The sequence below is a fragment of the Firmicutes bacterium HGW-Firmicutes-1 genome (assembly GCA_002841625.1).
In the GTDB taxonomy this organism is placed as follows: Bacteria; Bacillota; Clostridia; order Lachnospirales; family Vallitaleaceae; genus HGW-1.
Genome location: PHAG01000005.1, coordinates 74033 through 89986, shown reverse-complemented (window position 1 = coordinate 89986; position 15954 = coordinate 74033). Strand labels below are relative to the sequence as shown.

Annotated in this window: 14 protein-coding genes; all 14 read right to left on the bottom strand. The window is 32.1% G+C overall.

Annotation, left to right across the window (positions count from 1 at the left end):
- Nucleotides 1-2: 2 nt before the first annotated feature.
- Nucleotides 3-4361, bottom strand: coding sequence for a hypothetical protein (locus tag CVU84_07145; protein ID PKM95089.1), 4359 nt, complete (start codon nucleotides 4359-4361; stop codon nucleotides 3-5).
- Nucleotides 4362-4373: 12 nt separating this feature from the next.
- Nucleotides 4374-5510: a hypothetical protein gene (locus CVU84_07140; protein ID PKM95088.1), complete on the bottom strand. Its 1137-nt coding sequence runs from the start codon at nucleotides 5508-5510 to the stop codon at nucleotides 4374-4376.
- Between the two features lie 3 nt (nucleotides 5511-5513).
- A complete protein-coding gene (locus tag CVU84_07135) occupies nucleotides 5514-6446 on the bottom strand; it encodes a hypothetical protein (GenBank protein ID PKM95087.1) in 933 nt (310 codons plus the stop codon).
- The gene (locus CVU84_07130; GenBank protein ID PKM95186.1) at nucleotides 6437-7300 is read right to left on the bottom strand and encodes a glycosyltransferase family 2 protein; all 864 of its coding nucleotides are present in this window, start codon (nucleotides 7298-7300) and stop codon (nucleotides 6437-6439) included. Before CVU84_07130 ends, CVU84_07135 begins: the two co-directional genes overlap by 10 nt.
- Nucleotides 7301-7322: 22 nt before the next feature.
- On the bottom strand, nucleotides 7323-8405 hold the full coding sequence (locus CVU84_07125) for a glycosyl transferase family 1 (protein PKM95086.1): 1083 nt from the start codon (nucleotides 8403-8405) through the stop codon (nucleotides 7323-7325).
- A gap of 605 nt (nucleotides 8406-9010) precedes the next feature.
- The gene (locus CVU84_07120; GenBank protein PKM95085.1) at nucleotides 9011-11563 is read right to left on the bottom strand and encodes a hypothetical protein; all 2553 of its coding nucleotides are present in this window, start codon (nucleotides 11561-11563) and stop codon (nucleotides 9011-9013) included.
- A gap of 110 nt (nucleotides 11564-11673) precedes the next feature.
- Nucleotides 11674-13269 (bottom strand): proton-conducting membrane transporter, encoded by a 1596-nt coding sequence (locus CVU84_07115; protein ID PKM95084.1) that lies wholly within the window; start codon nucleotides 13267-13269, stop codon nucleotides 11674-11676.
- Complete coding sequence (locus tag CVU84_07110; protein ID PKM95083.1) at nucleotides 13266-13619, bottom strand: sodium:proton antiporter; 354 nt, start codon at nucleotides 13617-13619, stop codon at nucleotides 13266-13268. Before CVU84_07110 ends, CVU84_07115 begins: the two co-directional genes overlap by 4 nt.
- A 5-nt stretch (nucleotides 13620-13624) precedes the next feature.
- Nucleotides 13625-14011, bottom strand: a complete 387-nt coding sequence (locus tag CVU84_07105) for a sodium:proton antiporter (GenBank protein PKM95082.1) — start codon at nucleotides 14009-14011, stop codon at nucleotides 13625-13627.
- Nucleotides 14011-14268 (bottom strand): hypothetical protein, encoded by a 258-nt coding sequence (locus tag CVU84_07100; GenBank protein ID PKM95081.1) that lies wholly within the window; start codon nucleotides 14266-14268, stop codon nucleotides 14011-14013. The genes CVU84_07105 and CVU84_07100 overlap by 1 nt, the downstream gene beginning before the upstream one ends.
- Entirely contained in the window at nucleotides 14265-14801 is a 537-nt protein-coding gene (locus CVU84_07095) for a hypothetical protein (GenBank protein ID PKM95080.1), read from the bottom strand. Before CVU84_07095 ends, CVU84_07100 begins: the two co-directional genes overlap by 4 nt.
- Nucleotides 14794-15105, bottom strand: a complete 312-nt coding sequence (locus tag CVU84_07090; GenBank protein ID PKM95079.1) for a cation:proton antiporter — start codon at nucleotides 15103-15105, stop codon at nucleotides 14794-14796. The genes CVU84_07095 and CVU84_07090 overlap by 8 nt, the downstream gene beginning before the upstream one ends.
- Nucleotides 15105-15359: a pH regulation protein F gene (locus CVU84_07085; protein ID PKM95078.1), complete on the bottom strand. Its 255-nt coding sequence runs from the start codon at nucleotides 15357-15359 to the stop codon at nucleotides 15105-15107. Before CVU84_07085 ends, CVU84_07090 begins: the two co-directional genes overlap by 1 nt.
- Nucleotides 15352-15900 (bottom strand): hypothetical protein, encoded by a 549-nt coding sequence (locus tag CVU84_07080; protein ID PKM95077.1) that lies wholly within the window; start codon nucleotides 15898-15900, stop codon nucleotides 15352-15354. The genes CVU84_07085 and CVU84_07080 overlap by 8 nt, the downstream gene beginning before the upstream one ends.
- Between the last annotated feature and the right edge of the window lie 54 nt (nucleotides 15901-15954).

Sequence of the window (15954 nt, the reverse complement as noted above, 5' to 3'; positions counted from 1 at the left end):
ATTTAGAGTTTATGCCGTCTACAATTAAATATAATTAACATGTATACGACTATACCAGCAAAACTAAAGACAATAAAAACATAGTATAGTATGTAAAACATTGGAACTAATTCAAATTCTAATCCATATTTAGCTTCATCTGCAGCAAGGTACCCGTTATTAAAGAAATTTATCACAATAGGAGCTTGTTTATTATCTCCTTTTAATCGCCATAACGGATTATATGCTTCATTATAGACAACATAGCTACTATCTTGATTATATACACTATTCACTCCTATAGTTTCCGGTATTAATGTTGTTCCCTCAATTTTAGAAAAATCCATTATATTAAAACATTGCCCCTCTGATACCTCAAAGTAACCTTGACTTTCTCCATCACTTCTTGCAAAAAATGCCGGTTGCAGGTATCCATTACAAGGTGCTTCTACTAAGGTATAGTACTCCTCATTTTTAGGGAAATACTCAACATATGTTGTTTCTTTCAATGTTTTGTTCGTATCCATCCAAAAAATCTTACTGTGTAAATCAATTAAGCCTTCTGAATTGGCTTTAGTCCTAAATAATATCATATCTCCTTTTTTGACTTTGATTTGATTAAATGTGTATATCATCCACAACTTGCTTTTGCTCTGTTCATTCACAAAAGTATTCACGTTACCTTGCACTGTTTGCTGAATGTTATATTGGTTATTAATAGATGCTGCTACAGTTAGAAGATATTGATCATTATCAAACATTTCCATTGGGATGGTTATTTCATCCTCTAATAGCACATGTAGCTGATCAATATAAGCCTCATTATTAATCTCAGTATTAACGTCAATCTCTATTGTATAGTGTCCAGGCTCCAATATAATTGGTTTAAAGGAATATCTTTTAAGCTCCGGCAGCATAGCTTGTTCATTTTCAGTATTTAGATAGTATTCATTAACTACTTGTTGTGTCTTGAAAATTGAATTTTCAAAAGATCTGTTGTTAATCGAAGTTATATCTGAACTTGTTAGTGTATTAATAGAACCTTTTTCATCGATAAAACGAACACTAGCAGCATTGCTCAAGTCACCCGTAATTGAGAAGACATATTTATCCTTAGTAAGTATATCAATCTGCTTTCTCATTACACCATTATTGATAAACTGCAAATCTCCCGTTATCGAATTAGAAAATAAAATTTGATCATTAAGACCGTAAACTGGTGTATCCTCAATTATTTCGTAATCTAAACACGCCAAGCTATAGTCTACTTGCTGACCAGTCAAATTACTTCTTGCCTGTTTAAATAATGCATCGTGCTGGGATGTCGGAATTGCAACTACCGAATTTATAACTGTTAGCCCATCAGATGGAGTCAGAGTTAACCCCTTTTCATCCAAAGTCATTACTCCAAGATCTAACCACTCAAACCCATTAATATTACTTTCTAATACTATGCTTTTATCAGTTATACCATCTGAGAAAATGATACTTCCTCCGCTTGTTGATTTAAATACCCTTGTATATACATGATAGTCTCCATACTTTTCTGCATTCATATCAGCTGTTAAAGTATTTAATTCTTGGTATCCTGTTAAGCTATACATATTAAAATCATGTATCCAGAAAAAAGATTTTTTTGTTGTAGAACTAGAGTTAATGATGTCAATCTTCATCTTCTTTGCTTCTAGCGGTACATATGTGTTACAAATAAGCTTACTCTTTTTATAATTAGCTGATTCACTACCTCTGCTAACATATGCAACATTCAATTCCTCATCATATTCATTATAAAAATGTATTTTGAAATGTAAATCACCAGCATTAACTCCCGATACTAAAGCATCTACCGAAATAAAGCTACCACTTAGATTATTTAAGGACATCAATTTAGAACTGGCTACTTGCCACAAATTATTTCCATTGGAAACAGTCATTGTTTCACCATAAAGAATGTTCTCCACATCACCCTTTTCGACATTTGGAAATACCGTTAGTTTTAGCACATCATCATTATTTGATTTAAAAAAATCACCAACTATATCCTTAATACTCAGCATCCGCTTTGATGCTAGCTCATTAATTTTAAAGGCTGGCACTTTCAAACGGTTCTCAGTATACGTATAGATAAAGCCTTCTCCAAAATCGTATTCAAAGTCAACCTTTTTCAAGTTATTTATTTTTATAAGCCAGGACCAGTCAGGTGTATTGGCTTTTGTTTTAGCCCAACCCATATTGGGGTCGGCTGAATTTACCTTATTAAAAAAATCAAGTTGATAGGATTTCCCAATTGCCGGTAATATAAAATCTAATGAATTATCCCCAAGTAATATATCTTGCTCAGAAGAGGTAAAGGGCTGCATTGCACCTTGCTCCCAAATCAAAGCAGTGTTATTCGGATAGACATCAAGTAGCTCTTGATCGTCCAACATGTATAGAAAGGGATACAAACCTTTTGATAGAATTAAACTTTTTTTTGTTTTAGTTGCGCTTGTTGTTGGCCCTTCTGGTACATCATATAAGGTAAACAGACTATCTTCATAGTAAGGTGCCAAGTCCTCTTGTTCATCCAAAACTGCTTTGTTAAACGCTTGTCTCTGTTCTTGACCTAACACATCGTTATGAAAAGCTACTTCATCAAAACCCATGAAAGCAACAAGAGATCCAAAATTTTGTGCACCTGTTTTATCTAATAATTGCTGTACAAACGAATACATATACGAAACCAGACCAATGTTTCCCTCATTTTGAAATATTCCATTTTTTGTACTTGAATAAAAATGGAAATCTCCTACTGTTTTATAGTAACCTATCGGTTCATCACTATTTGAAATAGTATTCCACGAATAATTGGCAACACCATTACTCAAAACCATATTGTCCATAGCTGGTAACCATAACACTTTACCTTCTGTATCTTTATGATTATCATTAACCATTTGATATTGTGTGGGTACTTCAACCGTTTTATAAAACCCCTGCACAAATACCTTTTCAAAAGGTCTAATATATAAGAATATTATCCCTAATAACGTAAATACAAAGCATATTTGGAAAAACCTTCCATAACCCTCCCGTCGCAACAAAAAAATATTACGATCTACACTAAAGCCTAATAATATCGCGAAATAAGCAGCCATGACACCTACAAGCTTATTCGGATCTCTAAAAATATGTCCAACAATGGGTATTTTAGTTACTACAAAAACATTTAGATCTGCGAGATAATGAGAATTAACGCCAGTAGCTAAGGCTATAACACCTAAGGTAGTAACAGTAAATAAAGATATGTAAAAATGTTTACTGAATCGATATAGTGTAATATTAATAATAAAAAACAGCAGTATGCCTCCCGATATCCAAAACATACTATCTAAATAGTATCCGAAATCAAACATCGGCCACCAATAACTTATTAAATAAACAATATTTTTTAAACTGCTATACCTAGAAAACATATCCAAGGTGTCAATAACATTAACATTCCCAGGTTCAATATTTAAAAACAATGTAGATAAGACATACGGTACAAACCAATAGCTACATACAACTAAGGTCATACCCCAAAGCATTAGATGCCGCCCAAACCATATCTTGATATTATTCTTTGCATTTTTACTAATATGAATATTATGAACGAGAACAATGATACTTAAAAAAAGAATTGTTCCAACGAAAAAGAAAAAGTAATGAATTGCCGCTGAGCCAATTGCAATAAAGAGACTCATTTTAATGCTAATAATGATGTCTTGTAATTGATCACCCGTTAAGACTATTTGCTTTTTAGTAATTGGTATCAATATTTTTTTTTCAGTATAGATAGGGGTATCAGTAGTTTGTCTAAATAATTGTATAAAATAATATAAAACCCAAGGATATACCGCATATCCCGGTAACAGAAATATATGTTGAATACGAAAAATCACCCATGGGTTAGTAGCATAAAATATTGCTGGAACGATTAATCCGAAATAATGATAAGCACTACGAAATTGACCAAAGTGTCCTTTTAACAATAAATCCGTAAGCTTATACATGCCCGCAGCTGATATAAGTATCACTCCAACTATAATAGATTTAATAAGTAAATGTGGAATCCACCCTCCAAATACCAATGAAAGCAAATAAAATGGTAAGATAAAAATTAGTCGTGATAGATTAAAAAAGTTCATGCTTGAAAAACCTTCGTTGAATATGCCAAAGACTCTTTGTATATATTTGTGATCATAAATTCCATAATCTAAGTCACTAAAAATAACATATCCATTACCTAACCATATATCCTTTAATAAATATAATATTGTAATCAGCATTACGGCTATACTTGCTATTTTTACAATTCTATGTGATATATGATTATATTTAGTATCGGTTTGCGCTTTCATACTTTTATCCACCTAGCTTTTTTGATATTTGTTGCTCCAATTCATATTAACTAATGCAATTATACCAAATATTAAAGGGCATAAGATAAAATAATTAATACCTGGTACAATCATGGGGCTTGTAAACAAAACAATTAAGCCAAATACTATAGATATAATGAGTTTTTTTTCAAAAATCCGTTCAGATAACGATTTATACATTAACACAAGTATGAACCCAATGAATAAATGTTCAAGAATAACTGCTGATATATGATAGCTGGACGATACTTCAAAGCCAAAAACCAATCGGCTGATTGAGTTACCGAAAACCAACCCCACTCCCATATAGCCAACAAAAATGATAGCAATCATAATTAGTATGTTTATGTAACTTTCTCTCTGCTTTAGTTTTACTAGTAATATATTAATTAGTGGCATCAATAGCACCAAAAAAATCTGTCCCCACGGCTTTACTAGAACGAAATCACCCATGTTGGCGGTATTTTTTAGTGATAATATATCACCACTCATTATGAAATTAATAATAGCGATAACAATTGCATACCAAAATACTTCTTTATCAAAATAGAATTTAAAACTTTTATATTCTATTATCACTATAACGTAGACAACTACAAACAACATCGTACATATATACGCTAATAAGTTATTCAATAGTAAAGCTTTCGAAAGTTGAATATTACTTTTAATTAATATTACTAGAAAAGCAAACCGAAGTAATTGTTCAACAATATTACCAATAGCCGCCTCCGCCATTCTATTTGTGCCGAGTAAATGCCCTCTAAATGATGCAAATAGTACATTAGATAACAATGCTACACCAATAATGATTAAGCTTTCGAAATCAACTACGAAAGCAAGTATGACGATTTCAATTACTAGTATTGGTACAAACTGTATATATGTATTTAATATGCCTTTTGAACGAAACATAGCGTAATATTGAGCCGCAGATGAAATAAATAATGCTGTCATAAAAACATTGAGTAACCATCCACCATATCCTAACTCGACAATATCCTTAGAAGACCTATAAATATACCAAAGTGTTAAAAAGGAGATGGCACTTGCAGACCAGTCAAATAAAATGTACATACTATTTTTGTTGATTTTAAATTTCATATTAGGAAACATCTTCATTACCATAAGCTATGGTTTCCATGGATGAGATTTCTTTTTTCCATAGGCGTAAGCTACATTCTGTACAACCGCTTCATTAAAAAACTGCTCAGATTCAATAATAAGTTCTACCTTTTTATCTGCTAATGCCGCTTCATCATGAACAAAGCTCATTATTAGTCCTATAGAAATCACAATCAAAAAACTTCTTACACTGCTAAGTGATAGCTTTTTCATAAATCTCCTTCTTTCAAATAGTGCGTATCTCATGAAGGTAAAAAAGGAATTAACAATTGAAGATAATTTTACAGTACTGTTTTTAGAAAAGCTTTCTACTGAAACCGCACATTCATCGATATGATAGCCCTTTGATAAGATCCAGTCTGTAACATAAATCTCATACAAGAAATTATTCACCTTTACATCGTTAAAACACATTCTAGCTACATCACCCTCATAAAGCTTACATCCAAATTGCGAGTCTGAAACGCCTTGTTTCAGAATAAGCTTTCTTAAGATAAATAATCCTATGCTTGTTAGTGCTCGTATCTTTTTTCTTTTTTTAAAGTTTATCTTATCCCATAAAGCTGTACAGTAAATAGCGGCTGCTTTTGGGTCCTCAATCAATAACATCATAATTCTAATATATTTATATAGATTAATTGGCAAATCAGCATCTACTACAAATATGTACTGTCCTAATGATTCAAGAACACCTCTTCTAACAGAATAACCTTTCCCATAGGTGGCGTCATTTTCTAGAACGCGTACTTGTTTATACTTTGTTTCTAACTTTCTAGCAATTTCAAGAGTATTATCCGAAGATTTCTCTACTACCAAAATGATCTCAAATTCGTTAAAAAACACTTCGTAATACAGCGTAACGGTATGATGTATACTGGTAACCGAAGCCTCTAAACTTGCGCTCTCATTATAACAGGGAATTACGATACTTACATACATTTTTCAACACCTCTCTTTAATAAAATAAAGTTACTAAATGCCAAAAAGCTTAAATATAAGTACATAACAACAACTCCCGCGAATAAATGTGGCTTCGATAAATATTTAATTAAATTCTCTTTATAATATAGTTGCTTTCTAAAAAAATAAAAACGTGGTAAAACATTTTTCAGCTTAACACTTTCATGCTCGCCCATGCTTACAAAATAGCCCTTCTTTTTTGCAACTAAGTTTAAAAAGGTTACATGTTTTTCATCGTGAAAAATAGCCACATCCTTAATTTTAAGAATTTTTTGTCCGTTTTCAAAGCCCTTTAATGTAGGTTGTATTTCTTCAAATGCCTTTAGTCCCTCTTCAAAACCTAGAAACGATGTGGTTTTCCACATGCGTGCCGCCTCAATGCTTGAAGAAGTATATTGTTCATAATGTATTTGATATAAATTTCTTTCAAATACCTTAACCTTAGTCCAATAATTTTGTGATTTGGAATAGGCAATTTCAGGATAAATAATACCATCAACATCTGTTTCACGAATAAATTCTACTGACTTCTTAATAAAACCTTTTGATAGCTTCATATCACTATCAATGAACAAGAAATAGTCAACATTCATTGATTTTAGGTAATCAATACCTGCTTGCCTTGCTACCGCTCGCTCTGAGTGCTCTAAGTTAATAATTTTTAAGCGTTCCTCTGCATGCTCAAATTGTATCAGTTTTTGAACTGGTATTTTGGATCCGTCATCAACACAAACAATAAGTAAATTTTCATAATTTTGTTTATACGCTGCCGATAAAGAATGGTTAATAATTTTATCATCATTGTAAGTTGTTATTAATACACCGATTTTTATTTGTTCCATAATAATGCCCCCATTACTGTAGAATCGAATGAATAGTGTCAGCAAATATTTGTGCAGTCTGCTCCCAAGTAAATTTAAGAGAATAATCAAATGCATCTTCCCTTATTTTCTTGTAGCCTTCTGGCGTGATGTCACGAATCACCTCCAGCATTCCTTCCACACTCATATTCTTAGCAATATATCCTGCCTTTCCGTAATTTACAGCCTCAATAACTCCATTTACATTGTAAACTACGGATGGCGTTCCAAGATTACTACTTTCTGTAATAACCAACCCCCATCCTTCACGAATAGATGGCATCAGTAATAGGTAGGCATCCTTCATTCTTTGAGTTTTTTCTTCTTTTGAAATAAACCCTAAGAATTCACAATCAGCCTGTACCTTTTCTGCATACACTTTCAAAAAATCCGTATACTTCTTTGGTCCCCTGCCAATGATAATTAATTTTTTCTCTAACTTAGCAGCAACCAAGATGGCATCCTCAACCCTTTTATAGGGTACCATCCTTCCAACATAAAGTAAGTAATCTTGCTTTGATTCGTCTGATGGTAACTCATGACAAACGATGTCATTGCCTTCAGGTACAACATATATTTCCTTGAACTTTCTAGAAGCTAGGTCATTTTTTGTTGATTCTGAAACTGTTATTGCTCTTCCTCGACTCAAGCGTATTAATAGCTCTTCTAAAACCCAAAAAATGTTCCCTATTTTACCGAAGTAATATGGCCATATGTCTAGGGCCAGCTGATGGATAAAAAACACCCTTTTCTTTCTTACCCATAAAAAAGTAAAGAATTGATGTGTGTTGGAATGGTCAATTACCATTAGCACCTGTCTGCGATTATGTAGATAAAATTTTATTCCATAAAAAATGACAGTAAATAAATTTTTACCATGCCTCACATATTGAACACCATCTATTATTTCTTCTTTCTTGCAGCCATCAAAAGCACAGCCTAAATGTATAATCTTTTCCTTTTCAGCTAATACACTTATGGCTTTGTGTAAATACTTCTCAGCACCACCGGCTGCTGGATGAGAAATATCTCTTTGAGATAGAATTAATATAAACTTTTCGGATATACTTTTTTGCACCTTGTCACTACCTCATTTCTAATAGTATTCGTTCGTAAATTGCTTGATAACTACATTTTCACACTTACCCAAGCATATAAACAATCGGAATAAAGCACTCCATCGTCATAATTATGCATGCTTAAAAAACAGAATTCATACTCTCTAATTAAATTTATATTCTTGATATTTAAATAATGGGATTTTACTTAGGACTTCTAGATAGGAATGCAAGACGTACGACAAAAAGGGTGTACAAAAATATACCCCAAAAATGTTAACAACTTAACATTAAGCAAAGCAATATAGCCAATATTGCTTTGCCCTCTCATTAAAGCCCCAATTTCGTTCAAATTTACTAATCCATCTAAAATTATATATTAGATGCCTCATGATTAGACAAATTCCATTATAATTATATAATTTACACTCTATAATGTCAATACACATATGAGATTTTTTACCATACGGCAAATTACCCTAAATTCAGCTCAATACAGAACTAAGTGATTTCCACGGTTCTGCAAGCAACTTTTAGATTAATATAACCGACTAGTAGAGTCAATATTTAGAAAACCTATTTAAATAATAATTCAAATCTATAGTCCTTATACTATGTAGCTACCTCAATATAGATGCTTGAAATTATGATTGAAAGACTCAATAAATTTTGGAATCTCATCCTTTGGAATTGCTTTGCTAAATAAGAAGCCTTGAACTTCATCTGCCTTATATTCTTGTAAAATTTTAAATTGTTCTGCTCGCTCTACACCTTCAATATTAATAATAAAATTCAATGCTTGTCCAAGCACAATAATAGATTTAATGATTTCTCTTTGTGCTTTTTCTTCTATATTATCTATAAATGATTTATCAATTTTAAGCTTTGTAAGGGGCAATTCTTTGATATAACTCATGGATGAATAGCCTGTTCCAAAGTCATCTAAAGCAATTCCTATATTTAACTTTTTCAATTCATCCATTATCTTTGCATTACGCCCAATATCCTGCATCATTACCGACTCTGTAATTTCAAGTTCGAGTAACTTAGGATCAATATTGTAAGTTGAAATTGCATTTTTTACAACATCTAATATACTACTTCCAATTAGTTGTCTGGCTGAAACATTTACAGATACCGTTAAGTGAATTCCCATTGCCTTCCACTCCTTAATTTGCCTACACGCTTGCATAATAACCCATTCACCAATGTCAATAATCAGTCCACTCTCCTCGGCAATATCTATAAACTTACCCGGAAAAACAAGACTACCATCTGGATGATGCCATCTAATCAAAGCTTCACAGCCTACTATATCGCAATTATTTGTATCAATCTTCGGTTGATAAAACAATTCAAATTCTTCATTAACCAAAGCCATCTTAAGTTGCTTTTCCAAGTTTAATCGATTCATGATATTATCATAAAAAATTTCTTGATAAAGACATACTGTGTTTTTTCCGTTTTTATTTGCTTCAAGCAAGGCGATATTAGCATTTTTCAATAGACTAGTAGCATCTTTACCATGTATTGGATACCCCGAAATACCAATACCGATTTCTAATTCAATCTCTTTATTTTTAATCTTAAAATCACTCTTAATACAGCTAATGAATTCTTGAGCCCTGGCAATCATTTCTTCAATATCAATTACTGAAAAATCTACAACGATAAATTCACTATGATGAGCTCCAAACAGAAAATCATCGCCTTTGTAGCAAGATGCTAGTTTTTTTGCTATGCTACTTAATACTTCATTTCCAATGTCATGGCCATAAGTATCATTTATTGTTTTTAAATTAATAATATCAATGTCATATATACAAAAGCTTTCTCTGTTATTTGCTTCAATAATTTCTGATAATGTATTACATAACATATCTCTTTTCATTAAACGAGTTAAGGAATCATAATAAGCTAAAAATTCTATGTGCGCGTTTTTTTCTGCTAATTCATCAAATTGCTTATTTAATTTTTCTTTACTATCTAATAAGAACTTATTACTTGCTTCTAATTCAAAATTGTTCTGCCTAAGCTTCCTCTTTGTTTCCATAATGATTCTTTCTGCTTTTTTCTGTCTAATACTATTAGCAATGAATCCGATAATAAGTATACCCATCAAAACAATTACAATAACAACTAAATTAACGTGCTTTTTATCTACTAATAGCTTCATGGATGGACCATTTAGAATGATACTATCCTCTGGCAGCATATCCATATCAATGTTAAATTGTTTCAGACGATTATAATCAAATATATTATATGCTTTAGGATCTTCAATAATTGGCAGTTCTGATATAGCCTTACCCTTCAAGATCATTGCAGCATAATTTGCGGCTATCTTTCCATCTACATAAGAGTCAGCTGCTACTCCACCAATTGCACCACCCTCCACGATATAAGCTGTTGCCATTGCATAAACTGGTTTTCCTGTTTCTTCTATTAATCTTGATGAAAACATTGTATGATCAAGAAATATTCCATTTTTATCTCTCATTGTTCCTGAAGCGATAATTGCAACCTCTGTGCCATATAATTTAATTGCTTCAATCTGCTCCTCAAAGGTTTCAGTTAACATACTATCAAATCGAATTGATTTATATTTACTTTCTCCAACTCTTATTAAAACCTCTGCATCTGCTATTGCAGTTGCAGAATTAGAACCCGAAAGTAAAATTGTATCTATATCTTTATCAAGGCTCAAAATCAAGTTTATCATTTCTTCTTGATAAGCATTTTGAACAATCCCTGTTATATTTTCATGAAACAAATCTTCTTTAGTAAAGTTGTTAACACCTGCAAAAACAATAGGGACATCTACAAACAATTGATCATGATATAATTTCAAAAAATCATAAGCATTATTATCAGTTATAATAACAACATCTATTTTGTCGTGATTGTATTTTTGCAAATAAAAGTTGAAGAGCTCTTCATAATAACTAGGATGATGATATCGATAACAATCCATATATTCAACCATAATCTCGACATGATCAAGCTGCAACTCTTCTTCAATTCCTCGTTGAAATTCATCTGTCCATGATAAGCCCTTATGATAGGAATGGATTACCAGGACATTTTTAGTTTCATTCGTGTTGTTCACTCTACTTAAAACTGGTAAAATCATCAACAAAGTCAATATGATTGACAATATCATGATTGCTTTTTTCAAAATATCACCATCCTATGAGGCATTTATCGTAGGTAAATATATAGTAATATAGACCTATTTGAAATTATACCATTTATATTTAGATTTGAAAAGAAAAAGCACTCATCTTGTTAGGCGGTAATCAGCATAAATACTAGAAGCCCCGAGAAAAAGACCACGATAGATAAGCAAATAGACGGAAAGCTTAATTCAATATCACGTATTTTTTTAAATAGGGGAATGTGCCTGTAAATATATTTGTAAAAAAGATACCCAACTACCAAGCTCAATATATAAACTACTGACTTTTGAACATACCCAGAAAAAGAAACGGTAACCGTAATATTAAATAAATACTGAATCATCCTAGAACCAAAAATTCCTCCGCTAAAACAGATGCTAGCAAGAAAAAAAGTAACTATCTTTTGGTTTAATGGAATTTTATGAACAGCTTCACCAATCTGGCCTTTAAACATTGAGCTATATTTCACAAAAGATATGACCGTCCCTAAGTTAATTATAATCAAACCATATTCAAGAATACTTGTGGTACCCCTATGAATTAAGTATTTAGAAATACTGCCATTAAAAAGCGGTGCCCCAGTAATACCAAGAATCGCAATTATAGTAACAGTAGCTACAAACGGCATCCGTTGAAAAACACCATGTATTTGACGAATATCTCGTGTTTGATAGACCTCAATTATAATTCCTGCTGTTAAAAACAAAACTGATTTAAATATCGCATGATTTAAAATGTGATAAATACTCCCCCAATAACTATCTATATTACCAATTGACAATCCAAAGATGATTAATCCAATTTGACTCACTGTATGGTATGCGAGAATTAATTTTATATCGGTTTGGGAAAGGGCAATTATGAATCCAACAATTGCTGTAAAAAACCCTAATATTAAAAACAAATTTTGTGTATCCAGGTATGGTTGAAACATATCCTGTATTCTAATAAATAAATATAAGCCCCCCTTAACGTACAATCCAGATAGAATTGCTGATACAACAGATGGGGCAGAGGGTGTTCCATGCGCTCTTGGAAGCCAGCTAAACAATGGCATAATTGCCGCTTTTAAGCCAACTGCAGTCATAAGGAAGCAATACGGTAGTATTAAAACATTTGCATCAGTTACTTGTGCCATTCTTTCATGAATTAAAGTCATATCTAATACACCAAAAATTTTATAAATGTATCCTACTCCTAGCAAAAAGAACAACATAGCAACAATATTTACAAGCAAATAAATCATGCCATCGTAAATGGAGCGACTGTCCTTTTTAAACATAATTAATATGCTGACAACAATTGTTGCAAGATCAATCAAAACATAGAGATTAAATAAATCATTGGACAGAAAAATACCATTCAATAGCCCTTGCAATATTAAAAATAGTAAAAGGAACAGCTTGTTCATATACTCTTTATGAATACTAAACAAAATCATACCTGAAAACAAAAAAATATTTAAGAGTATGAGTACTGACGCAATGTTATCACAATAAAGTGTAATTCCAATTCCTTGTGGAAAATCACCTAGGTTTTCAACGATAGCCCCTTGGTGCTTAATCGTATTGAAATTTATAAAAGCCATGATAAAAAAGAAGGCTTGAAAAACCAAAATAAAGTACTTCGACTTAGTGGCCCCAATAATATAACTTAATATTGCGATCAGTATTGGCAATAGTACGAGCCAAAACAAAGACATCATTCCTCCTCACCTCTCTTCTTCATTACCTTTTTCCAATTCGTAGTTCCATAACGATGATATAAACTTAAAAACATTGTTAAGGCAACCGCTGTTACAGCTACACCTATTACAATTGTCGTAATCATTAAAGCCTGAGGTACAGGATCTACGGTTTTTACAATAATATTTTCACCGATTGGTGGTAGCGCATCTTCTGAAAAGCCAATTGTTAAGAAAAATAAAATTACGGCAGACTCAATGATTCCTATTGAGATTACAGTTTTTATAATATTTCTCCTAGCTAACAACCCATATAGACCAATACAAAAAAGTGCAATCGCTACAGTTTCTCCAGTAATCAACTTCGTCATCCTTATCACCTGCTTTCAAAAAGTACAAATCTAAAAAATACAACGCTTAAACCACAACAAACTTTAATGCCAATCAGTATATTCATCAAAAGTAAATACAGACTCTTTGCTTCCATTGATAACTTGTTGTTATTATATAAAACGAAAACAATAGAAAAACATACAATCGCAAAATAAAGAATTTTTTCAAGAAGTGTTAAGAACTCTAAACGAATACTTTTATCTTCAGTAATCAAATAATGTACTATAAAGACAGCGGCTAATATAGCCCCACCTTGAAAACCACCACCCGGAGATATATGACCATTGTATATAATATAGATGCCGAAAATAATAATAAAGGTATAAACTGCACCCATTGTTTTTTTTAATAAATATGATGTCCCTTCCATTAATAATCACCCTCATGTCTTGAAAAATAGATAATACCAATGACACTAATGAGCAAAAGTAGGGTTTCAAAAAGCGTATCGAAAATTCGGTAGTTCAAATAGATTGAAGTTACGCTATTAAGGGCACCAGTATCCTTGGTAAAATTCTGAATATAATAGTTGTGTAAAAAGGAAGCCGTACGAATGGGTACGACAGGCGAAGCGAGAATGGCAATAAACACAGCAATCATAAAGCATGCTATTAATTTTTTTCTCATAGGCGCTCATCCTCAATTTGTCCAAATAATGGGCAATATTCGATGGATAAGCCAGAATCAGCAAACCATTTTTTAATCTCTTCGAAATGATAATTGGTTACATCACCAAATATTGTGAGTTGATTTTGATTCTGCTCTATGATTAAATCGTAGGAACTATGCGTTATTACCTGGGCTGCGGTATTTTTTGAAAGGATAAAATCTAGCTCTAACTCAATAGAAAGCGAAAAATTCGTTAAAATATGTCGCGCTTTTTTAATGATATCATGTTTTTTCTTTGATGTAGCTGCACTATAACAGTAATAAACTCTATACACTTTGTACTTACGTATAGCAACTAAAAATAAAACTGTTGAAAGCGTGCAACCAATAACTGCTTCAGCAATTGCCACATCAGGTGCCTGATATAATAAATAAACAAATGAACATAACAGAGAATAAATACCTGCATATATAACTGCATGTCGTAAAACTGCAGTTTCGATGGCCATAATAGCAAATAAAATCGTCATAACCAAAAAAATGTTAAGCATCTTTATCCTCCTCTTTTTCTTCGTGACCACTTAAATAAGCACTCCTCACAATTGTATGTGTAGCTAGCGGATTAAGTAACAACATCAGCACAATGATGATACCAATTTTAAGTGTAAAAAAAGAAAGCTTATGATGTAGAAGAAGTCCAAACGCTACACTAATAAAACCTGCAGTATCTATAAGTGATGCGATTGTAGCTCGTATATAAAAATCACGATATTTGTGAAGTCCAATAATGCCTATAGCAATAAGAATGACTCCAATCACCATAAAAATATAACCAAGAATTTCAAATAATGACATTAAATCTTCCCCTTTCCTTGAACAAATCGCGAAATAAATACAATGCTAATGAAGCCTAACAAGGTGTATACGATAACGATATCTAGTAAGTAGGATCTATCATGTAGTGTAGAAAAGAGCATTATTAATAGAATCATTATTGAAGAAAATATATTGTAACCAAGTATTCGATCCCAAATACTAGGGCCTTTTATAATGATTAGTAATAAAAACAAAGATAACAGCGATAATATAAACATGATTAAACTAATCATTTACTAATCTCCTCTCACCTAACGCCTTTTCAAAAGGTCCCAATATGATATCGTTCATTTCATTCGGTTTCTGTGTAGTTGGAGAAAGCCATAGTACAATAAGTTCATCATCACTAAGATTAAGTGTTACTGTACCAGGTGTTAATGTGATTGCGTTAGCAATTAAGCACTTATGCCATTTGTTAATTGCTTGTGTATAAACATGAACAATGGCTGTAGATGGGGAATGAAATAAAATAATTTTTATTGTTCTTAGTGCTGAGAGATAAATATTCCAGCACAGGATGATGAATAGCTTTATTAACGAAAGAACAGGTAGTTTATATGAAATTGAGGAGACTCCTTGATCAGTAAAAAGAAAACGAATAAGTAAAGAAGCAATAAAGGCGACAACAAAACCTTCAAGTATTCGATTTAAAGCAAAGCTTTCATTGAGCACACACCAGAAAACAATAGAAATAACGATTGTTTGCCAAGATCTAAGAAAATATTTCATCAGCTTTCCTCCAATGATTCTATGCTTAATTGTAACAAAACTCATGAAAAAATTCAAACACAAAAGAATCTTTTAGCAAAAAACCGGTTAAGGTGATTT